Origin of the sequence: Klebsiella africana (assembly GCF_020526085.1) — a bacterium.
Lineage (GTDB): Bacteria > Pseudomonadota > Gammaproteobacteria > Enterobacterales > Enterobacteriaceae > Klebsiella > Klebsiella africana.
Window position 1 is genome coordinate 772,789 of the sequence record NZ_CP084874.1, and the last position, 20,563, is coordinate 793,351.

The following is a 20,563-nucleotide window of genomic DNA, read 5'->3' on the forward strand; positions in this document are numbered from 1 at the left end:
CCGGATGACCCCGACCCTCTCCCTTCCCGGGAGAGGGTTGCGCACGGCACAGAGGGGTTATCAAGGCGCCGGGCGATAGCTCCTGCGCGCCGGGAGAGGGCCAGCCCGCAGGAGAGGGGTCAGCAACGCATCAAAACACGTTAAACGGATATTCAACGTAGAACCGGACTTCATTCCCGCTGACGTTATAGTCACTGGCGTTGCTGGAAACGCGCAGCACCGAATAGCGGAGTCTGAATTTCAAATCTTTCGCTACGCCATTTTGTACCTGGTATTGAACCTGGTTGAACCATTCATGTTCTTTCCCGTTGCTGGTCTCCGCAGTTTTAATGTTATCCCCGCGTACGTAGGCGGTGGTCCAGGTCAGCCCCGGCAACCCCAGCCCGGCAAAATCCAGTCCGTACGACGCCTGCCACGAGCGTTCATCTTCCCCGTTAAAATCAGACCAGTAGGAGTTAGCCAGCCAGATGGTGTTGCCGCCATCGCCGACGCCGCCCTGGTTCTGATAGCCGCCGTAGTGATAGCCGGTGCTGCCGCTGCTTTGCTGATAAGCGACTTTAAAGGTGTGGATATCCCAGATGTAGCTGGCGGCCAGGCTCCAGATGCTGTTGCTGCGCCCGGTATCATTGGCATCGGCATATTCTTGATCCAGCCGTGAGTTATAGCCGTTGAAGTCGAGAACCAGCTGTTGGTTGGCGGCGAACGGCTGCTTATAATTCAGACCAAGATACTGTTTGTTCAGCACATCTTCGACGTGCGACGCGTACAGCGCACCGCTAAGCTGGTCGTTGAACTGGTAGCTGGCGCCGCCGAAGGTCAGGCTTTTCAGGCCGCTGTTATGGCTGTCGTCGCTTTTGCGCTGCTGATCGGTCAGGTAGCCTGCGTTAATTTCCAGACCGTCGATTTCGCGTGAGGTCAGCATGGTGCCGGTATAGCTCTCGTACAGCAGACGTGAGTCGTCGGCATAGACGATGGGCAGCATCGGGCGCTGGCTACCGTAGCTGAGTACGGTATTCGAGAAGCGCATTTTGCCGGTGGCGCCGAATTTCGCAAGATCGGATTTCGCGCGGCCATCGTCATCCTGGGCGAAAAAGTCGATCCCGCCCGCGCCGCTGCGCCCGCGACCGCCGTCCAGGCGCATCGCATATTGAGCGATACCGTCTACGCCGAAGCCAACCGGACCTTGGGTAAAGCCGGATTCGAAGGTGGCGATAATCCCCTGGCCCCATTCGGCCTTATCCGGTAGTCCGTCACGATAATCACGTTTGATATACGCGTTACGCAAAAAGAGATCCAGATGGCTGTCGTCAATAAAGCCCTGGCTGGCGGATTGTTGGCTGGCGAAAGTCGGCGTGGCGGCAATAATGCCAAGTGCGATTAACGATAATTCTTTTTTCACTGAAGGCACTTCTCTGTCTGTCGATATATTCAAGGGAATCACTGCTGACCAGATATTCTCCTGAAATAATGTCGAAAGCAATCATTGTGTGAGCAATGGTATCGCCAGGAAACAAGCCATGTGGCGCACGCTGGCTGCGTTTGGCGAAGAGGGGTGGACTATTTATTATCTGGAGGAACGCGGTTCTGAAAGGCGGATTGTGTCCGTCGTTTTTTATTTGCCAAATAATATTTTGCTAAGTGGCAGTGCTTAAAATAATTGGCTGTGGCGAGGCGTAGTAATAGTTAACGGTTTGTGCGCTTAAATTATCAATTAATGCGGCTAAATATTTTTACGGATATATAAAAAAGGGAGGCAATAATGCCTCCCGCTGATGATTATTTAATGCCGTCGGCCTTCATGCGATCGCGAATATGCTGGGCGCGCGCTTCTGAGGCCGGGTGATCGTCAAACATGGAACTTTGACGGCCGGCTTCCAGCTTGGCCAGTTTTTCGAAGCTGGTGGCCAGTCCCGACGGATTGATACCGCGCTTACGCAGCAGGTCGTAAGAGTAGTCATCCGCTTCCGATTCCTGACGCTGGGAGAACTGCGAGTTCACCAGTTTTTCGCCCAGATCGCCCAACTGAGACTGCGACAGGCTACCGACGATACCGCCCGCAGAGGCCGCCGCCGCACGCACGGCGTTGGTACCCAGCGCAACCTGCATGCCTTTCTTCACATGGCCCAGCGCAACGTGACCCATTTCGTGGCCGATCACCGCTTCAACTTCATTATCGTTCATCAGGTCCATCAGTCCGCTGTAGACGCGGATGCAGCCGTTGGCCATCGCGAAGGCGTTCACATCCTTGGTCTCATACACTTTGTAGTTCACTGGCTGGCCATTGATATTATCGCCCAGCGCGGCCGCGATCTTGGTCAGACGCTGGCTGTATTCACTGCTGGCCGGGGCAATTTTCGCTTTGGCGTCCATTTCTTTGCAGGCCTGGTCGCTTAAGGTTTTCACCTGCGCGTCGCTGAGAGAGTATGCCTGGAAGGCTTCGGCGCCTGAGCTGAGCAGACCGTTGGAGTCCATGTTCTGACATCCGGTGAGGGTTGCTGCGATCCCAAGGGCAAGTACGGTTGAGCGAATTTTCATTTTTTATCTTCCACAATCTTATGGTTGTTTATCCGACAATACGGCGACGGCAGGGAAACGTATTCTGCGTAAATTATAAAGAGTATCGCAGGAAGCGGGCGAGCGGATTCCGGGGTAGCACAACCTGTTCCAGAGATTTCTTAAAGGGCAAAAGGATGCTCCATGTACATGACTTGTCGCTTGGGTTACATTGTTCACACTTTTTTCCGGCGTAGCCCAAAACGCGCTCTCGTCAAGTCGTTAAGGGCATGGCCTTCAACAGTCCGAACTGGAGTCAAAATGTCCTCACGTAAAGAGCTTGCTAACGCTATTCGTGCGCTGAGCATGGACGCTGTACAGAAAGCCAAATCCGGCCACCCGGGTGCCCCGATGGGTATGGCTGACATTGCCGAAGTGCTGTGGCGTGATTTCCTGAACCATAACCCGAACAATCCGGCGTGGGCTGACCGTGACCGCTTTGTCCTGTCCAATGGCCATGGTTCGATGCTGATTTACAGCCTGCTGCACCTCACTGGCTACGATCTGCCGATTGAAGAGCTGAAAAACTTCCGCCAGCTGCACTCCAAAACCCCGGGCCACCCGGAAGTCGGCTACACCGCGGGCGTGGAAACCACCACCGGTCCGCTGGGCCAGGGTATCGCTAACGCGGTCGGGATGGCTATCGCCGAGAAAACCCTGGCGGCGCAGTTCAACCGTCCGGGCCACGATATCGTCGACCACTACACCTACGCCTTTATGGGCGACGGCTGCATGATGGAAGGCATTTCTCACGAAGTGTGCTCCCTGGCCGGTACCCTGAAACTGGGCAAACTGGTGGCGTTCTATGATGACAACGGTATCTCCATCGACGGCCACGTTGAAGGCTGGTTCACCGATGACACCGCGAAACGCTTTGAAGCCTACGGCTGGCACGTGGTGCGCGGCGTTGACGGGCACGACGCTGACGCCATCAAACGCGCGGTAGAAGAAGCGCGCGCGGTCACCGACAAACCGTCCCTGCTGATGTGCAAAACCATCATCGGCTTCGGTTCGCCGAACAAAGCAGGCACCCACGACTCCCACGGCGCGCCGCTGGGCGACGCGGAAATCGCCCTGACCCGCGAAGCGCTGGGCTGGAAATACGCGCCGTTTGAAATCCCGTCTGACATCTATGCGCAGTGGGATGCCAAAGAAGCCGGCCAGGCGAAAGAAGCGGCATGGAACGAGAAGTTCGCTGCCTACGCCAAAGCTTTCCCGCAGGAAGCAGCCGAATTCACCCGCCGCATGAAAGGCGAGATGCCGTCTGACTTCGACGCCAAAGCTAACGAGTTCATCGCGAAGCTGCAGGCCAACCCGGCGAAAATTGCCAGCCGTAAAGCCTCGCAGAACGCCATCGAAGCGTTTGGCCCGCTGCTGCCGGAATTCCTCGGCGGCTCCGCTGACCTGGCGCCGTCCAACCTGACTCTGTGGTCTGGCTCTAAGCCGATCAACGAAGACGCTGCCGGGAACTACATCCACTACGGCGTGCGTGAGTTCGGTATGACCGCGATTGCCAACGGTATCGCGCTGCACGGCGGTTTCCTGCCGTACACCTCCACCTTCCTGATGTTCGTCGAGTATGCGCGTAACGCGGTACGTATGGCGGCGCTGATGAAGCAGCGTCAGGTGATGGTCTACACCCACGACTCCATCGGTCTGGGCGAAGATGGCCCGACTCACCAGCCGGTAGAGCAGGTGGCTTCCCTGCGCGTCACGCCGAACATGTCCACCTGGCGTCCGTGTGACCAGGTTGAATCCGCGATTGCGTGGAAATATGGCGTGGAGCGTCAGGACGGCCCGACCGCGCTGATCCTGTCCCGTCAGAACCTGGCGCAGCAGGAGCGTACCGCAGAGCAGCTGGCGAACGTGGCCCGCGGCGGTTACGTGCTGAAAGATTGCGCCGGCCAGCCGGAGCTGATCTTCATCGCCACCGGTTCCGAAGTGGAGCTGGCGGTGGCCGCGTGGGACAAACTGACTGCCGAAGGCGTGAAGGCGCGCGTGGTCTCCATGCCGTCCACCGACGCGTTCGACAAGCAGGATGCGGCTTATCGTGAATCCGTACTGCCGAAATCCGTGACCGCGCGCGTTGCCGTGGAAGCCGGTATCGCTGACTACTGGTTCAAATACGTTGGCCTGAACGGGGCGATCGTTGGCATGACCACCTTCGGTGAGTCTGCGCCGGCTGAGCAGCTGTTCGAAGAGTTCGGCTTCACCGTCGACAACGTGGTCGCTAAAGCGAAAGCGCTGCTGTAATCGCTGGTATGGTGCGGGCTGATGCCCTCACCCCAACCCTCTCCTACAGGAGAGGGGGCAAACACCAAAACGGTAACCCCGGGGTTACCGTTTTTCTTTTACCTCGCCACCCGGTTTTTTGTATCTGCTATTCCTGAACCATGTAATACGCTTGTAAATTATTCCAGTAAAAATGTGATGTGAGTCATATAGCTGGTTTATTGCGCTGGACAAACATTCCTTTTATTCCTCGTTTGGCTTATTCTAGCTGAAGCGTTTCAGTCGTTTAAATGTTCGACAATTAATCAATCAGTCGCAGTTTGCAGCTGGTAAGGTTCCCCTCAGAGCGTTGCTGGATTACTCTGTCAGCCACCTCATAACAGGGACAGCCTTGCAGGAGATCTATGACCATTCGCATCGCGATTAATGGCTTCGGTCGCATTGGACGCAACGTGGTTCGTGCTCTATATGAATCCGGGCGTCGTGCGGAAATCACCGTGGTGGCAATCAATGAGCTGGCGGATGCTGCGGGCATCGCGCATTTGTTGAAATATGACACCAGCCATGGCCGTTTCGCCTGGGATGTCCGTCAGGAGCGCGAGCAGCTGTTTGTTGGCGATGATGCTATCCGTCTGCTGCATGAGCCGACCATTGCGGCGCTGCCCTGGCGCGAGCTGGCGGTAGACGTGGTGCTCGACTGCACCGGCGTATACGGGAGCCGTGAGCACGGTGAAGCGCACCTGCAGGCTGGGGCGAAGAAAGTGCTCTTCTCCCATCCCGGCGGCAACGACCTCGACGCAACGGTGGTATACGGCGTCAATCAGGATGAACTCCGCGCCGAGCACCGCATTGTCTCCAACGCCTCCTGCACCACCAACTGCATTATTCCGATCATTAAACTGTTAGATGATGCCTATGGCATCGAGTCCGGCACCGTCACCACCATTCACTCGGCGATGCATGACCAGCAGGTGATTGACGCCTACCATCCGGATCTACGGCGTACCCGCGCGGCCAGCCAGTCGATCATTCCGGTGGATACCAAACTGGCGGCAGGGATCACCCGTATTTTCCCGCAGTTTAATGACCGTTTTGAAGCGATTGCTGTGCGGGTGCCGACGATAAACGTGACGGCAATTGACCTGAGCGTGACGGTCAAAAAACCGGTAAAAGCATGTGAAGTCAACCAGTTGCTGCAAAAAGCAGCACAAGGTGCATTTCATGGTATAGTTGACTATACGGAATTACCGTTGGTCTCGACAGATTTTAACCACGATCCGCACAGTGCTATTGTTGATGGCACGCAAACCCGGGTCAGTGGCGCGCATCTGATCAAAACGCTGGTCTGGTGCGATAACGAATGGGGCTTTGCTAACCGAATGCTCGACACGACGTTAGCGATGGCGGCTATTGGTTTCAGGTTCGACGCATAAACGTCGACAAAACTTTATGAATCAACGAGAGGATTCACCATGTCTGTAATTAAGATGACCGATCTGGATCTGGCTGGTAAACGCGTTTTTATCCGTGCGGATCTGAACGTACCAGTTAAAGACGGGAAAGTAACCAGCGACGCACGTATCCGTGCATCTCTGCCGACCATTGAACTGGCGCTGAAGCAGGGCGCGAAAGTCATGGTTACTTCTCACCTGGGTCGTCCGACCGAAGGCGAGTACAACGAAGAATTCTCTCTGCTGCCGGTTGTTAATTACCTGAAAGACAAACTGTCCAACCCGGTACGTCTGGTTAAAGACTACCTGGACGGCGTGGAAGTGGCTGCCGGTGAGCTGGTGGTTCTGGAAAACGTTCGCTTCAACAAAGGCGAGAAAAAAGACGACGAAGCGCTGTCTAAAAAATACGCTGCCCTGTGCGACGTGTTCGTGATGGACGCTTTCGGTACTGCACACCGCGCGCAGGCTTCCACCCACGGCATCGGCAAATTTGCTGACGTGGCGTGCGCAGGCCCGCTGCTGGCCGCTGAACTGGACGCGCTGGGTAAAGCGCTGAAAGAGCCGGCTCGTCCGATGGTCGCTATCGTTGGTGGTTCTAAAGTGTCCACCAAACTGACCGTGCTGGATTCCCTGTCTAAAATCGCTGACCAGCTGATCGTGGGCGGCGGTATCGCTAACACCTTCGTTGCCGCTCAGGGCCACAACGTCGGTAAATCCCTGTACGAAGCAGACCTGGTTGACGAAGCCAAACGCCTGCTGAGCACCTGCGATATCCCGGTTCCGACCGACGTTCGCGTCGCGACCGAGTTCTCCGAAACCGCAACGGCGACCCTGAAATCTGTTAACGACATCAAAGATGACGAGCAGATTCTGGACCTCGGCGACGTTTCCGCACAGAAACTGGCTGAAATCCTGAAAAACGCCAAAACCATCCTGTGGAACGGCCCGGTTGGCGTATTCGAATTCCCGAACTTCCGTAAAGGGACTGAAATCGTCGCTAACGCTATTGCGGATAGCGAAGGTTTCTCCATCGCCGGCGGCGGTGACACCCTGGCAGCGATCGACCTGTTCGGCATCGCTGACAAAATTTCCTACATCTCCACTGGCGGCGGCGCGTTCCTTGAATTCGTCGAAGGCAAAGTCCTGCCGGCAGTAGCGATGCTCGAAGAGCGCGCTAAGCAGTAATTCAGTTCAGGCGGGGAAACCCGCCTGTTTTTCAGCGCGCTTAAGGGCTCGCGAACCTTCTTCAACGGTCGAAGATACAGATACAGGACTAAGTAACATGTCTAAAATTTTTGATTTCGTAAAACCGGGCGTCATCACTGGCGACGACGTTCAGAAAGTGTTCCAGGTAGCGAAAGAAAACAACTTTGCACTGCCGGCGGTAAACTGCGTAGGTACTGACTCCATCAACGCCGTTCTGGAAGCTGCTGCTAAAGTTCGCTCTCCGGTTATCGTTCAGTTCTCTAACGGCGGCGCAGCGTTCATCGCAGGTAAAGGCGTGAAAACTGACGTTCCGCAGGGTGCTGCTATCCTCGGCGCTATCTCTGGCGCGCACCATGTGCACCAGATGGCTGAACACTACGGTGTACCGGTTATCCTGCACACTGACCACTGCGCGAAGAAACTGCTGCCGTGGATCGACGGCCTGCTGGACGCTGGTGAAAAACACTTCGCCGCTACCGGCAAACCGCTGTTCTCTTCCCACATGATCGACCTGTCTGAAGAGTCCCTGCACGAAAACATTGAGATCTGCTCTAAGTACCTGGCTCGCATGGCCAAAATGGGCATGACTCTGGAAATCGAACTGGGCTGCACCGGCGGTGAAGAAGATGGCGTGGACAACAGCCACATGGACGCTTCCGCCCTGTACACCCAGCCGGAAGACGTGGATTACGCGTACACCGAGCTGAGCAAAATCAGCCCGCGCTTCACCATCGCCGCTTCCTTCGGTAACGTACACGGCGTGTACAAACCGGGTAACGTGGTTCTGACCCCGACTATCCTGCGCGACTCTCAGGAATATGTTTCCAAGAAACACAACCTGCCGCACAACAGCCTGAACTTCGTGTTCCACGGCGGTTCCGGTTCTTCCGCTCAGGAAATCAAAGACTCCGTCAGCTACGGCGTGGTGAAAATGAACATCGATACCGACACCCAATGGGCAACCTGGGACGGTATCCTGCAGTACTACAAAGCGAACGAAGCTTACCTGCAGGGCCAGCTGGGCAACCCGAAAGGCGAAGACCAGCCGAACAAGAAATACTACGATCCGCGCGTATGGCTGCGTGCTGCACAGACTTCCATGGTGACTCGTCTGGAGCAGGCCTTTAAAGAGCTGAACGCGATCGACGTTCTGTAAGAAAAATCTGTTTCTTACCCGGAAGCCCGCAGCAATGCGGGCTTTTTTATTACCTTAACAACAGGATAGCGCGGAGTAAAACTGTGATCCATTTGGCAAAACACGCACTTATTGTTTACCCTATAACCTGACTGCCCTGTCGCAGGCTGAGTTTTTTACTTTCCCCCAGGGGATTCATAAGGAATGTTAAATGGAAGATTTGAACGTTGTCGATAGCATCAACCACGCCGGGACGTGGCTGGCACGCAACCAGGAGTTGCTGCTGAGCTATGCCGTCAACATCGTCGCGGCTATCGCAATTCTCATTGTCGGGATGATCGTGGCGCGCGTGGTCTCGAATACGGTTAACCGCCTGATGCTGGCGCGTAAAATTGACGCTACCGTGGCCGATTTCCTCTCCGCGCTGGTGCGTTACGCGGTTATCGCCTTCACCCTGATTGCCGCCCTGGGCCGGGTAGGCGTGCAGACCGCCTCGGTGATTGCTGTACTGGGTGCCGCGGGTTTAGCCGTCGGTCTGGCGCTGCAAGGGTCACTGTCTAACCTCGCGGCTGGCGTACTGCTGGTCATGTTCCGCCCATTCCGCGCAGGCGAGTATGTCGATCTTGGTGGTGTGGCGGGTACGGTGCTGAACGTACAGATTTTCTCCACTACCCTGCGTACCGCCGACGGCAAAGTGGTGGTGGTCCCGAACGGGAAAATCATCGCCGGCAATATCATTAACTTCTCCCGCGAACCGGCGCGCCGCAATGAGTTTATTATCGGCGTCTCTTACGATGCTGATATCGACAAGGTGAAGCAACTGCTGACCTCGATTATCGAATCTGACGATCGAATTCTGCGCGATCGGGAAATGACCGTACGCCTGAACGAACTTGGCGCCTCGTCGGTGAACTTCGTGGTGCGCGTCTGGAGCAAAAGCAGCGATCTGCAAAACGTCTACTGGGATATCCTCGAGCGCATCAAGCGTGAATTTGACGCCAACGGTATCAGCTTCCCTTACCCGCAGATGGATGTTCATGTGGTACAACTGCCGGAAAAAGCAGAGTAAATCATCACTGACAGAGTCAGGCCGGCCATGCCGGCCTTTTTTAATGGCTCACTATTAGCTTAGCTTATTAATAATTAATACTTTCAATTTCCGCTAATAATCCATTCGCGTTATAGTCAGCGCCATTCTCGAACACAGCGGAAAAATCCTTATGTTTACCTATTACTTTCAGGGCCTTGCCCTGGGAGCGGCAATGATTTTGCCGCTTGGCCCGCAAAATGCCTTTGTGATGAGTCAGGGGATCCGTCGTCAGTATCACCTGATGATTGCCCTGCTATGCGCCATCAGCGACTTGGTGTTGATCTGCGCCGGCATTTTTGGCGGTAGCGCGCTACTGATGCAATCCCCGTGGCTGCTGGCAATCGTGACCTGGGGTGGCGTGGCCTTTTTACTGTGGTACGGCTTCGGTGCACTGAAAACGGCGTTCAGTCAGAGTCTTGAACTCGCCAGCGCCGAGGTGATGCAGCAGGGGCGCTGGAAAATCATTATCACCATGCTGGCGGTGACCTGGCTGAACCCGCACGTTTACCTCGATACTTTTGTGGTGCTGGGCAGTCTGGGAGGCCAGCTGGCCGTCGAGCCGAAGCGCTGGTTTGCGTTGGGGACCATTAGCGCCTCTTTCCTGTGGTTCTTTGGTCTGGCGCTGTTAGCCGCCTGGCTGGCACCGCGGCTGCGTACCGCCAAAGCCCAGCGGATCATCAATATTGTGGTCGGCGCCGTCATGTGGTTTATTGCGTTTCAGCTGGCAAGAGAAGGCGTCAGCCATCTCATGGCGTTGCTCAACTAAGCGTTGTCCGATGGACTTTCCTGCTGTACGCGCTAAGCTTGCTGGCATGCGTCCCGTAAGGGCGATTTAAGTAACATGGAGAAACGACAGTGAAGTTAAAAGTCTTAGCCCTGGCGGCAGCACTCGGATTAACCTCGATGGCGGCACAGGCCAGCGAATTGCCGGATGGCCCGCACATTGTGACTTCAGGCACAGCAAGCGTTGCCGCGGTTCCGGACATCGCCACCCTGGCGATCGAAGTGAACGTGGCGGCAAAAGACGCCGCGTCGGCAAAAAAACAGGCTGACGATCGCGTTGCGCAATATCTCTCTTTCCTTGAAAAGAGCGGTATTGCCAAAAAGGATATCAGTTCGGCGAATCTACGTACCCAGCCTGATTACGACTATCAGAACGGGAAAAGTATTCTGAAAGGCTATCGTGCGGTGCGCACCGTAGAAGTGACCTTGCGCCAGCTGGATAAACTCAACGGTCTGCTGGACGGCGCCCTGAAAGCTGGTCTCAACGAAATTCGCTCTGTCTCGCTGGGTGTTGCGCAACCAGATGCTTATAAAGATAAAGCGCGTAAAGCGGCGATCGACGACGCCGTGCATCAGGCGCAGGAGCTGGCGGCAGGTTTCCACAGCAAGCTGGGGCCGGTGTACAGCGTGCGCTATCATGTCTCTAATTACCAGCCGAGCCCGATGGTTCGCATGATGAAGGCCGCTGACGCTGCGCCGGTTTCCGCCCAGGAAACCTACGAGCAGGCGACGATTCAGTTTGACGACCAGGTTGATGTGGTCTTTGAACTGCAGCCGGCTCAGGCAGCCGCTCCGGCCTCGCCGGCGAAACCGGCCGAAGCGCCGAAACCGGCGCAGTAAGCGCGAGAAACAAAAAAAGCCACTTCCCTGAAGTGGCTTTTTTATGTCTGTGGTTTAATCCTGACGCAGCACCTTGTGGCCGTAGTCGATGAGCGCATCGGTTACCCTGCGCATCATGCGGCTTTCCGGGGCGAAGCGGTGCCAGTAAAGCATGCGGCGCTGGAACAGGCCCGGGGTAAGATCGATAAGTTCGCCGCTGTTGAGCTCTTTTTCGATCTGCAGATGCGGGATCATACAGCAGGTGGTGCCCTGGCGCGCCAGCTGCACGAAAGCTTCCGATGAATTGACGATATGGCAGGGCACGCTGCCCGGCGGCAGGTCGAAATTTTGCTGCAGGAACGCCTGATGCATATCGTCCAGATGGTCGAAGGCGACGACTGGTGCTTTCAGCAGCGCCGAACGCGTCACGCCGTTCGGGAAATAGCGTTGCGCAAACTCTTTTGAGGCGACAAACAGGTAATCGAGCGCCCCCAGCTGATCCACCAGGCAGCTAGGCAGCGCCTGCGGCTGGATACTCACTGCGCCCACCACTTCCCCACGGCGCAGGCGCTCCTGGGTGCGGGTTTCATCTTCCACCTGCAGGTTGAGACGAATAGGGGAGTCTGACAGAACGTTGGCCAGCGCCGGCAGCAGCCAGGTGGCCAGACTGTCGGCGTTCACCGCCAGCGACAGCAGCAGCGGCGTGGAACCGGTTTGTTCATCGCCCAGCCACTCCTCTTCCAACAGTTCAACCTGGCGCAACAGAGCCAGCAGTTTCTGTCCTTGCTCGGTGGGGCGCGGCGGCACGGTACGCACCAGCAGCGGCTGGCCGAACATGTTTTCCAACTGCTTAATGCGCTGGGAGACGGCGGACTGGGTAATACATAGCTTCTGCGCGGCGCGCTCAAATCCTCGTTCCCTAATCACCGCGTCCAGTGCTTGTAATGTCCTGTAGTCCGGTCGTTTCATTATTCTGGCGTGCCCCCATAACTAATCGTTATCTCGCACTATGACATAAATTTTTATTTGATACAGACGAAATTGGTCTGCTCAGTTGTGTGATCTGCATCGCAGGGACATTTCCACTGTCGATGTTCTATAATGCGCCACAGGCATTCACATCTCGGACCATAATTATGACGCAGGATGAACTGAAAAAAGCGGTAGGTTGGGCGGCGCTGCAATATGTACAGCCAGGGACTATTGTCGGCGTAGGCACCGGCTCGACGGCGGCCCATTTTATTGACGCGCTGGGCACCATGAAGGGGCAGATCGAAGGGGCGGTTTCCAGCTCCGACGCCTCCACCGAAAAGCTGAAAAGCCTCGGGATCACCGTCTTCGATCTTAACAGTGTCGATCGCCTGGGGATCTACGTTGATGGCGCGGATGAGATCAACGGTCACATGCAGATGATCAAAGGCGGCGGCGCGGCGCTGACCCGCGAGAAGATTATCGCTTCTGTGGCGGATAAATTTATCTGCATCGCCGACGCCTCCAAGCAGGTTGATATTCTGGGCAAATTCCCGCTGCCGGTTGAAGTCATTCCGATGGCGCGCAGCGCCGTGGCGCGTCAGCTGGTCAAGCTGGGCGGTCGTCCAGAGTACCGTCAGGGCGTGGTGACCGATAACGGCAACGTGATCCTTGACGTGCACGGCCTGGAAATTCTCGATGCGATCGCGCTGGAAAACGCGATCAACGGTATTCCTGGCGTCGTCACCGTGGGGCTGTTCGCCAACCGTGGCGCCGACGTGGCGCTGATTGGTACTGCCGACGGCGTGAAGACCATCGTAAAATAGTCTGTCCGCAGGGAGCCGACCGGCTCCCTCGCAAATATTTTTTCACCAGGTGCAATTTGGTGACTTCTGTCACATTTATGCAACCATTCTGATTTACACGCTACCATTTCTTCTCTTTCTGGTGTTTTGTCCTGCGATTTCCCTCTGGATGACATTTCTTCAGGACGGCGACGCAAACGTTCATATTGCCGCGATAGTTTTTTTTGATATGTTGCTGAGACGAACTTTCGTTCAGCACGACATCAGTTAAGAAAAAACAGGACGGGGAAATGGCTAAGGTATCACTGGAAAAAGACAAGATTAAATTTCTGCTGGTTGAAGGTGTGCATCAAAAGGCAATCGATAGCCTTCGCGCAGCGGGTTACACCAACATTGAATTTCATAAAGGCGCGCTGGATTCCGAACAGCTGAAAGCGTCGATCCGTGATGCCCATTTCATCGGCCTGCGTTCCCGTACCCATCTGACTGAAGAGATTTTCGCCGCAGCGGAAAAACTGGTTGCCGTCGGTTGCTTCTGCATCGGGACCAACCAGGTCGATCTGAACGCCGCTGCGAAGCGCGGTATTCCGGTGTTTAACGCGCCGTTCTCTAACACCCGCTCGGTGGCCGAGTTGGTGATCGGCGAACTGCTGCTGATGCTGCGCGGCGTGCCGGAAGCCAACGCCAAAGCGCACCGCGGGGTGTGGAACAAGCAGGCGGTCGGCAGCTTCGAAGCGCGTGGTAAAAAGCTGGGCATCATCGGTTACGGCCACATCGGTACCCAGCTTGGCATTCTGGCGGAATCGCTGGGAATGCACGTCTTCTTCTATGATATTGAAAACAAACTGCCGCTCGGCAACGCCACTCAGGTACAGCATCTCTCCGACCTGCTGAACATGAGCGATGTGGTCAGCCTGCACGTGCCGGAAAACGCCTCTACCAAAAATATGATGGGCGCGGAAGAACTGGCGCTGATGAAGCCGGGCGCGCTGCTGATCAACGCCTCCCGCGGTACCGTGGTGGACATTCCGGCGCTATGCGATGCGCTGGCCAGTAAGCATCTGGCCGGGGCGGCTATCGACGTCTTCCCGACTGAACCTGCGACCAACAGCGACCCCTTCACTTCGCCGCTGTGCGAGTTTGATAACGTGATCCTCACACCGCATATCGGTGGCTCCACTCAGGAAGCGCAGGAGAACATCGGTCTGGAAGTGGCTGGCAAGCTGGCGAAATACTCTGACAACGGGTCAACCCTGTCGGCAGTTAACTTCCCGGAAGTTTCTCTACCGCTGCACGGCGGCCGCCGTCTGCTGCATATCCATGAGAACCGGCCGGGCGTCCTGACCGCAATCAACCAAATCTTCGCCGCGCAGAGCATCAACATTGCCGCCCAGTATCTGCAAACGTCGCCGCAGATGGGCTACGTGGTGATTGATATTGAAGCGGAAGAAGATGTTGCCCAGCAGGCGCTGCAGGCAATGAAAGCGATCCCGGGGACTATCCGCGCCCGTCTGTTGTTCTAATCATTTTTGCCTCTCGGGCAGGTCGCGTACCTGCCCGTTTTTTTGTTAATACTTTCCAGGCTGAATTTCTCGTCCCCGCGTACCTACCAACACCAGGTTTTTCCCGGGGTGATGACCGCCGGCAGCGGGATATCCCACTCTTCGCTCGGCAGGCTATCCACCTGCTGGCAGTCGTGCGCGTAGCCCACCGGCTGCAGGCGATACTGCTGCCAGTTTTGCAGCGTCCGGTCGTAAAAACCGCCGCCCATTCCCAGCCGTTGGCCACTGACATCGAAGGCCACCAGCGGGGTCACCAGCACATCGAGTTCAGCCAGCGGCAGCACATCCCGCACATCGAGCTTCGGTTCGCGGATCTTCAGGCGATTCACGATCAGTTGGCTCTGCGGATGGTAGTGTAAAAACAGCAGATTGCCTGGGCTAAACGGATGTAGCACCGGCAGATACACCCGCTTGCCGGCGCGCCAGAGCTGGTCGATCAGCGGCTGGGTGTCCAGCTCGCCGTCAAAGGAGAGAAACAGCGCCACGTTGTGGGCGAGAACTATCGGCGGCCAGGCCATCATCCGCTCGGCGGCCTGTTGGGCAAACAGGCGCTGTTGCGCCGGGCTGAGTGCGCGTCGACGATCGCGGATCTGCTGGCGAATATGCTGACGGGAGAGCAGGGTATCGGGCTGTATAGTCATGCAGGTCTCGTTACGAGCTGGCGAAACAATAGGAGCAAGTGTAATACAGGGCGGCTTCAGCCGAAAACACGTATGGGGGATGATGCGAAGTAAAGAAGGGAATCTCCGAGATGCCGCCGCAGGCTGTAACCCTTGAACCCTTGGTTCAAGGTGAATGTGTCGTCACGGTTTTAAGGCTTCTCGGACGAACCGAGCATGCTCACCAACCGTGGAGCGCCACATTCTTGTGGTATGAAATATCGGCTCAGGGGACTGGCCCGCTTGCAAACATCTCAGAGAAATTTTGTTCTTGCGATTACTCTAACACAGTTAACTGCAAAGTGTTATTCAAACTTCGACCCTGGTCTTTCGCTTATGCGACCTTGCTCAAGCAATGCCTGTTCAATAGTCTGCTGAAGCATGCGAATGCGCTGCTCCATGCTGGAAGCGTAGTCGCGGGTCTTCGCTTTTTCCTGAGTCAACTCATAGCTGATGTTCAACGCGGCGATGAAGACCAGCTGCTCAGTATTTGTGACTCTAGTGCGTTCTTTTAAATCTTGCAACCGCTGATTAAGGTCTTCAGCTGCCTGATTCAGGGCATCCCTTTGTTCAGGCGGGCAATTCACTCGCAGTGAACGGCCGAAAATTTGGAGATCTACGGGTTGTGCAGACATGCCACCTTCCTGCTGATTGACTGCGCTGCCTTCACACCCTGACCCGGGTCTGCGAAGGGGCGACACTATAGCTACCCTGGTGCGAAGATACAAGCCCTATTCTGGTTCACCAGGGTCCAAAGTGGTAGCATACCATGAATATTCCTCCCAACGATGACGAATGCGCATGTCTATACAGAACGAAATGCCTGGTTACAACGATGTAGACCAGTTACTGAACCAACAAGGGGTAGGTCTCACCCCGGCCGAAATGCACGGTTTGATCAGCGGATTGCTGTGCGGCGGCAACACGGACAGCAGCTGGCAGCCGCTGGTGCACGACCTGACCAACGAAGGCCTCGCCTTTGGTCATGAGCTGGCTCAGGCGCTGCGTAACATGCATTCCGCCATCAGCGACTCTCTGGATGACGACGGCTTCCTGTTTCAGCTGTATCTGCCGGAAGGCGATGCGGTGAGCGTCTTCGACCGCGCCGACGCCCTTGCCGGCTGGGTCAACCACTTCCTTCTCGGCCTGGGCGTCAGCCAGCCGAAGCTGGATAAAGTGAAAGATGAAACCGGGGAAGCGATTGACGATCTGCGTAATATTGCCCAACTGGGCTACGATGAAGACGAAGATCAGGAAGAGCTGGAGATGTCTCTGGAGGAGATTATCGAGTATGTCCGCGTTGCCGCACTGCTGTGCCACGACACCTTTGCGCGTCAGCAGCCAACCGCACCGGAAGTCCGCAAACCGACACTACACTAACTAAAATTCGTTCAGGGGGCGTCATGACTCAGCAGGAATTTCTCTCGCGTCGCCAGGCGCTGTTGGCGCAGATGCAGCCAGGCAGCGCGGCGCTGATTTTCGCTGCACCGGAAGCGGTGCGCAGTGCAGATTCGGAATATCCCTACCGGCAGAACAGCGATTTCTGGTACTTCACCGGCTTTAACGAACCGGAAGCGCTGCTGGTGTTGATTAAAAGCGATGAAACCCACAACCATAGCGTGCTGTTCAACCGGGTTCGCGATCTGACCGCTGAGATCTGGTTTGGGCGCCGTCTGGGCCAGGAGGCCGCGCCGGCGAAGCTTGGCGTCGACCGGGCGCTGGCGTTCAGCGAAATCAACCAGCAGCTGTATCAGCTGCTCAACGGTCTGGACGCTATCTATTTCGCCCAGGGCGAATATGCCTATGCCGATGAGATTGTGTTCAACGCCCTCGAAAAACTGCGCAAAGGCTCGCGCCAGAATCTGCAGGCGCCGAACTCGGTTATCGACTGGCGGCCCATTGTGCATGAGATGCGCCTGTTTAAATCCGCGGAAGAGCTTGCCGTGATGCGCCGCGCCGGGGAGATAACCGCGCTGGCCCATACCCGGGCGATGGAAAAATGCCGCCCTGGCATGTTCGAATATCAGCTGGAAGGTGAAATTCTCCATGAATTCAACCGCCACGGGGCACGCTTCCCCTCCTATAACACCATCGTTGGCGGCGGCGAAAACGGCTGCATTCTGCACTACACCGAAAACGAATCTGAACTGCGCGACGGCGATTTAGTCCTGATTGACGCCGGCTGCGAATATCGCGGCTATGCGGGCGATATCACGCGCACCTTCCCGGTAAACGGTAAATTCACCCAGCCGCAGCGCGAAATCTACGACATCGTGCTCGAATCGCTGGAAACCGCGCTGGAGCTTTATCGTCCGGGCACCTCGATCTATCAGGTTAACCAGGAAGTGGTGCGTATTATGATTACCGGCCTGGTACGGCTGGGGATCCTGAAAGGCGAAGTTGACGAGCTCATCGCCAACAACGCCCATCGTCCGTACTTCATGCATGGCCTGAGCCACTGGCTGGGGCTGGATGTGCACGATGTCGGTAACTATGACACCGACCGTTCGCGCGTACTGGAGCCGGGAATGGTGCTGACCGTCGAGCCGGGGCTGTATATCGCCACCGATGCCGACGTGCCGCCGCAGTATCGCGGCATCGGCATCCGTATTGAAGATGACATTGTCATTACCGAAGACGGCAACGAAAATCTCACCGCCAGCGTGGTGAAGAAGGCGGATGAGATCGAGGCGCTGATGGCGGCGGCGCGCCAGTCATGAGCGTGCTGATCGTCGGCGGCGGGATGACCGGGGCGACGCTCGCCCTGGCCATCTCCCGTTTGACCGGCGGCGCGCTGCCGGTCCACCTCATTGAAGCGCAGGATCCGTATTCGTCACGCCACCCCGGTTTTGACGACCGGGCGATCGCCCTGGCCGCCGGCACCTGCCAGCAGCTGGCGCGCATCGGTATCTGGCAACGCCTCGCCGAACGTGCGACGCCCATCCAACGAGTACACGTCAGCGACCGCGGTCATGCCGGGTTTGTGAATCTGGCGGCAGCGGATTATGGCCTGTCGGCACTGGGCCAGGTGGTTGAACTTCACGATGTCGGCCAACGGCTGTTTGATCTGCTGCGCAAGGCGCCGGGTGTGACGCTACACTGTCCGGCGAAAGTGGAAGCGGTCAACCGCAGCCAGGAGAGCGTCAGTCTCACCCTCGATAGCGGCGAAACGATCACCGGTAAGCTGCTGGTGGCGGCGGACGGTTCCCGTTCATCGCTGGGCGCTCGCTGCGGCATCAGCTGGCAGCAGCAGCCTTATGAGCAGATAGCGATCATTGCTAACGTCAGCACCGCGCTGCCGCACGAAGGCCGCGCTTTCGAGCGTTTTACCGAGCATGGGCCGCTGGCGATGTTGCCGATGTCGCAAGGGCGTTGTTCGCTGGTGTGGTGTCACCCGCAGTCGCGGCGCGATGAGGTGCTGAGCTGGTCTGACGAACGTTTTTGTCAGGCGTTACAGCAGGCGTTCGGCTGGCGGCTGGGACGTATTACCTACGCCGGGAAGCGCAGTGTCTATCCGCTGGCCCTCACCACCGCCAGCCGCGCGGTGTCGCACCGCCTGGCGCTGGTCGGCAATGCGGCGCAGACGCTGCACCCGATCGCCGGGCAGGGCTTTAATCTCGGCCTGCGCGATGTGATGAGCCTGGCGGAGCTGCTCGCTGACGCCCATCTCAGCGGCGAAGATGTCGGCCATTATTCACTGCTGTGTCGCTATCAGGCGCGCAGGGCAGGGGATAAAGCCGCCACCATCGGCGTGACCGATGGGCTGGTGCATCTGTTTGCCAACCGTTGGGCGCCGCTGGTGGCGGGGCGCAACGTCGGTCTGATGGCGATGGAATTATTTACCCCGGCGCGCGATGCGCTGGCGCAGCGTACCCTCGGTTGGGTTCCCCGTTAAGGAGTAGAACGTGCAAAGTGTTGATGTTGCCATTGTTGGCGGTGGAATGGTGGGGCTGGCGGTAGCCTGCGGTCTACAGGGTAGCGGCCTGCGCGTCGCGGTGCTGGAGAAAGCAGAGCCGCAACCGCTGGCCGCCGATGCGCCGCCGGCGCTGCGCGTTTCGGCGATTAATGCCGCCAGCGAAAAGCTGCTGACGAAGCTGGACGTCTGGCGCGAGATCGTTGCCCAGCGCGCCAGCTGCTATCACGGTATGGAAGTGTGGGATAAAGACAGCTTTGGCCGCATTAGCTTCGATGACCAGAGCATGGGCTTTAGCCACCTTGGCTATATCATCGAAAATGCCGTAGTGCATTATGCATTGTGGCAGAAGGCGCAACGCTGCGCTGACGTCACCCTTCTGGCGCCGGCGGAACTTCAGCAGGTGGCGTGGGGCGAGAATGAAGCCTTTCTCAGCCTGCAGGACGGCAGCATGCTCACCGCCCGGCTGGTGATCGGCGCCGATGGCGCCAATTCGTGGCTGCGCAATAAAGCCGATATTCCATTGACCTTCTGGGATTACCATCATCATGCGCTGGTGGCGACCATCCGTACCGCTGAGCCGCACCAGGCGGTGGCCCGCCAGGCGTTCCATGGCGAGGGTATTCTGGCCTTCCTGCCGCTCAGCGATCCACATCTGTGCTCGATCGTCTGGTCGCTGTCGCCGGCGGAAGCGCAGCGGATGCAGCAGGCTGATGAAACCACCTTCAGCCAGGCGCTGAATATCGCCTTCGATAATCGCCTTGGTCTCTGCCAACTGGCAAGCGAACGTGAAGTCTTCCCGCTGACCGGCCGCTATGCCCGTCAGTTTGCCGCCCACCGGCTGGCGCTGGTCGGCGATGCCGCGCATACCATTCACCCGCTGGCCGGGCAGGGGGTCAACCTCGGTTTTATGGATGCCGCCGAGCTTATCGATGAGCTGAAGCGCCTGCACGCCCAGGGCAAAGATATCGGCCAGCACCTTTATCTGCGCCGCTACGAGCGCAGCCGCAAGCACAGTGCGGCGCTGATGCTGGCGGGTATGCAGGGCTTCCGCGAAATGTTCTCCGGTAGCCATCCGGCGAAGAAATTCCTCCGCGATATGGGGCTCAAACTGGCTGATACGCTGCCGGGCGTGAAACCGCAGCTGATTCGCCAGGCGATGGGCCTGAACGATCTCCCCGCCTGGTTACGTTAACCGCGTCACACTTCTTTCACCCGGCCTGCGCGCCGGGTTTTTCCCCTCATTTGAAATATTCTAATTTCACCTCTTTTTTCGCATTAGATTTATTAATGCGTCCTTTTTTTTGTTAAAGAAATTAGGACCATGAAATCGAATAAAACACCATCATAACCTAATTGCTGCGTCTTTAATGTTAATTTTATGT

At 56.8% G+C, this 20,563-nt stretch carries 19 protein-coding genes and 1 other RNA gene; 14 read left to right on the forward strand and 6 right to left on the reverse strand.

What is annotated here, in order from left to right; genetic code table 11:
* Positions 1 to 130: 130 nt before the first annotated feature.
* Complete coding sequence (locus tag LGL98_RS03820; protein ID WP_136031457.1) at positions 131 to 1,399, reverse strand: OprD family outer membrane porin; 1,269 nt, start codon at positions 1,397 to 1,399, stop codon at positions 131 to 133.
* A gap of 118 nt (positions 1,400 to 1,517) precedes the next feature.
* Between LGL98_RS03820 and LGL98_RS26215 the strand changes: the two genes are divergently transcribed.
* On the forward strand, positions 1,518 to 1,652 hold the full coding sequence (locus tag LGL98_RS26215) for a hypothetical protein (RefSeq protein ID WP_261363032.1): 135 nt from the start codon (positions 1,518 to 1,520) through the stop codon (positions 1,650 to 1,652).
* 124 nt (positions 1,653 to 1,776) lie between these two features.
* Here LGL98_RS26215 and loiP read toward each other — a convergent pair whose 3' ends face one another.
* A complete protein-coding gene (gene loiP, locus LGL98_RS03825; protein WP_136031459.1) occupies positions 1,777 to 2,535 on the reverse strand; it encodes a metalloprotease LoiP in 759 nt (252 codons plus the stop codon).
* A 279-nt stretch (positions 2,536 to 2,814) separates the two neighbouring features.
* Between loiP and tkt the strand changes: the two genes are divergently transcribed.
* The 7 genes from tkt to LGL98_RS03860 all read left to right on the forward strand — a co-directional run bounded on the left by tkt (position 2,815) and on the right by LGL98_RS03860 (position 11,290).
* A complete protein-coding gene (gene tkt, locus LGL98_RS03830; RefSeq protein WP_226651787.1) occupies positions 2,815 to 4,806 on the forward strand; it encodes a transketolase in 1,992 nt (663 codons plus the stop codon).
* 383 nt (positions 4,807 to 5,189) lie between these two features.
* Positions 5,190 to 6,218, forward strand: a complete 1,029-nt coding sequence (gene epd, locus LGL98_RS03835; protein ID WP_004205289.1) for an erythrose-4-phosphate dehydrogenase — start codon at positions 5,190 to 5,192, stop codon at positions 6,216 to 6,218.
* Between the two features lie 39 nt (positions 6,219 to 6,257).
* Positions 6,258 to 7,421 (forward strand): phosphoglycerate kinase, encoded by a 1,164-nt coding sequence (gene pgk / locus LGL98_RS03840; RefSeq protein ID WP_004205291.1) that lies wholly within the window; start codon positions 6,258 to 6,260, stop codon positions 7,419 to 7,421.
* Positions 7,422 to 7,518: 97 nt separating this feature from the next.
* Complete coding sequence (gene fbaA, locus LGL98_RS03845; protein ID WP_004144748.1) at positions 7,519 to 8,598, forward strand: class II fructose-bisphosphate aldolase; 1,080 nt, start codon at positions 7,519 to 7,521, stop codon at positions 8,596 to 8,598.
* A 190-nt stretch (positions 8,599 to 8,788) separates the two neighbouring features.
* Positions 8,789 to 9,646, forward strand: coding sequence for a small-conductance mechanosensitive channel MscS (locus LGL98_RS03850; protein ID WP_136029106.1), 858 nt, complete (start codon positions 8,789 to 8,791; stop codon positions 9,644 to 9,646).
* 151 nt (positions 9,647 to 9,797) lie between these two features.
* Positions 9,798 to 10,433, forward strand: coding sequence for an arginine exporter ArgO (gene argO, locus LGL98_RS03855; protein WP_136029108.1), 636 nt, complete (start codon positions 9,798 to 9,800; stop codon positions 10,431 to 10,433).
* A gap of 89 nt (positions 10,434 to 10,522) precedes the next feature.
* On the forward strand, positions 10,523 to 11,290 hold the full coding sequence (locus LGL98_RS03860) for an oxidative stress defense protein (protein WP_136029110.1): 768 nt from the start codon (positions 10,523 to 10,525) through the stop codon (positions 11,288 to 11,290).
* 54 nt (positions 11,291 to 11,344) lie between these two features.
* Here the strand turns inward: LGL98_RS03860 and argP are convergent, their stop codons facing one another.
* Positions 11,345 to 12,238 (reverse strand): DNA-binding transcriptional regulator ArgP, encoded by an 894-nt coding sequence (gene argP, locus LGL98_RS03865; RefSeq protein ID WP_002916497.1) that lies wholly within the window; start codon positions 12,236 to 12,238, stop codon positions 11,345 to 11,347.
* 167 nt (positions 12,239 to 12,405) lie between these two features.
* Here argP and rpiA point away from each other — a divergent pair, with 167 nt between their 5' ends.
* On the forward strand, positions 12,406 to 13,065 hold the full coding sequence (gene rpiA, locus LGL98_RS03870) for a ribose-5-phosphate isomerase RpiA (protein WP_002916495.1): 660 nt from the start codon (positions 12,406 to 12,408) through the stop codon (positions 13,063 to 13,065).
* Between the two features lie 269 nt (positions 13,066 to 13,334).
* Positions 13,335 to 14,567, forward strand: a complete 1,233-nt coding sequence (gene serA, locus LGL98_RS03875; RefSeq protein ID WP_002916493.1) for a phosphoglycerate dehydrogenase — start codon at positions 13,335 to 13,337, stop codon at positions 14,565 to 14,567.
* Positions 14,568 to 14,650: 83 nt separating this feature from the next.
* On the opposite strand, the gene LGL98_RS03880 is transcribed toward serA, so the two are convergent.
* From LGL98_RS03880 to zapA, 3 genes are all read right to left on the reverse strand, one after another.
* Entirely contained in the window at positions 14,651 to 15,247 is a 597-nt protein-coding gene (locus LGL98_RS03880) for a 5-formyltetrahydrofolate cyclo-ligase (protein ID WP_136029111.1), read from the reverse strand.
* Between the two features lie 98 nt (positions 15,248 to 15,345).
* A non-coding RNA gene (ssrS, locus tag LGL98_RS03885) (6S RNA) lies at positions 15,346 to 15,529 on the reverse strand.
* 41 nt (positions 15,530 to 15,570) lie between these two features.
* Complete coding sequence (zapA, locus tag LGL98_RS03890) at positions 15,571 to 15,900, reverse strand: cell division protein ZapA (RefSeq protein WP_004205298.1); 330 nt, start codon at positions 15,898 to 15,900, stop codon at positions 15,571 to 15,573.
* Between the two features lie 166 nt (positions 15,901 to 16,066).
* Between zapA and LGL98_RS03895 the strand changes: the two genes are divergently transcribed.
* Genes LGL98_RS03895 through ubiI form a run of 4 tightly spaced genes read left to right on the forward strand, consistent with a single transcriptional unit; the run spans position 16,067 to position 20,373 of the window.
* Positions 16,067 to 16,645 carry a YecA/YgfB family protein gene (locus LGL98_RS03895; protein WP_002916486.1) on the forward strand — a complete coding sequence of 193 codons (579 nt, stop codon included), beginning with the start codon at positions 16,067 to 16,069 and terminating at the stop codon, positions 16,643 to 16,645.
* Positions 16,646 to 16,668: 23 nt separating this feature from the next.
* Positions 16,669 to 17,985, forward strand: coding sequence for a Xaa-Pro aminopeptidase (gene pepP, locus LGL98_RS03900; protein ID WP_136029113.1), 1,317 nt, complete (start codon positions 16,669 to 16,671; stop codon positions 17,983 to 17,985).
* Positions 17,982 to 19,160, forward strand: a complete 1,179-nt coding sequence (gene ubiH, locus LGL98_RS03905; RefSeq protein ID WP_136029115.1) for a 2-octaprenyl-6-methoxyphenyl hydroxylase — start codon at positions 17,982 to 17,984, stop codon at positions 19,158 to 19,160. The genes pepP and ubiH overlap by 4 nt, the downstream gene beginning before the upstream one ends.
* Positions 19,161 to 19,170: 10 nt before the next feature.
* Positions 19,171 to 20,373, forward strand: coding sequence for an FAD-dependent 2-octaprenylphenol hydroxylase (gene ubiI / locus LGL98_RS03910; RefSeq protein ID WP_136029117.1), 1,203 nt, complete (start codon positions 19,171 to 19,173; stop codon positions 20,371 to 20,373).
* Positions 20,374 to 20,563: the final 190 nt, after the last annotated feature.

Excerpts from the sequence above, each read along its gene's own strand:
- loiP (WP_136031459.1), bottom strand. The coding sequence starts at position 2,535 with ATGAAAATTCGCTCAACCGTACTTGCCCTTGGGATCGCAGCAACCCTC.
- LGL98_RS03880 (WP_136029111.1), bottom strand. The coding sequence starts at position 15,247 with ATGACTATACAGCCCGATACCCTGCTCTCCCGTCAGCATATTCGCCAG.
- rpiA (WP_002916495.1), top strand. The coding sequence starts at position 12,406 with ATGACGCAGGATGAACTGAAAAAAGCGGTAGGTTGGGCGGCGCTGCAA.
- fbaA (WP_004144748.1), top strand. The coding sequence starts at position 7,519 with ATGTCTAAAATTTTTGATTTCGTAAAACCGGGCGTCATCACTGGCGAC.
- pepP (WP_136029113.1), top strand. The coding sequence starts at position 16,669 with ATGACTCAGCAGGAATTTCTCTCGCGTCGCCAGGCGCTGTTGGCGCAG.
- zapA (WP_004205298.1), bottom strand. The coding sequence starts at position 15,900 with ATGTCTGCACAACCCGTAGATCTCCAAATTTTCGGCCGTTCACTGCGA.
- LGL98_RS26215 (WP_261363032.1), top strand. The coding sequence starts at position 1,518 with ATGTGGCGCACGCTGGCTGCGTTTGGCGAAGAGGGGTGGACTATTTAT.
- ubiH (WP_136029115.1), top strand. The coding sequence starts at position 17,982 with ATGAGCGTGCTGATCGTCGGCGGCGGGATGACCGGGGCGACGCTCGCC.
- LGL98_RS03850 (WP_136029106.1), top strand. The coding sequence starts at position 8,789 with ATGGAAGATTTGAACGTTGTCGATAGCATCAACCACGCCGGGACGTGG.
- tkt (WP_226651787.1), top strand. The coding sequence starts at position 2,815 with ATGTCCTCACGTAAAGAGCTTGCTAACGCTATTCGTGCGCTGAGCATG.
- pgk (WP_004205291.1), top strand. The coding sequence starts at position 6,258 with ATGTCTGTAATTAAGATGACCGATCTGGATCTGGCTGGTAAACGCGTT.
- LGL98_RS03895 (WP_002916486.1), top strand. The coding sequence starts at position 16,067 with ATGTCTATACAGAACGAAATGCCTGGTTACAACGATGTAGACCAGTTA.
- serA (WP_002916493.1), top strand. The coding sequence starts at position 13,335 with ATGGCTAAGGTATCACTGGAAAAAGACAAGATTAAATTTCTGCTGGTT.
- argO (WP_136029108.1), top strand. The coding sequence starts at position 9,798 with ATGTTTACCTATTACTTTCAGGGCCTTGCCCTGGGAGCGGCAATGATT.
- epd (WP_004205289.1), top strand. The coding sequence starts at position 5,190 with ATGACCATTCGCATCGCGATTAATGGCTTCGGTCGCATTGGACGCAAC.
- argP (WP_002916497.1), bottom strand. The coding sequence starts at position 12,238 with ATGAAACGACCGGACTACAGGACATTACAAGCACTGGACGCGGTGATT.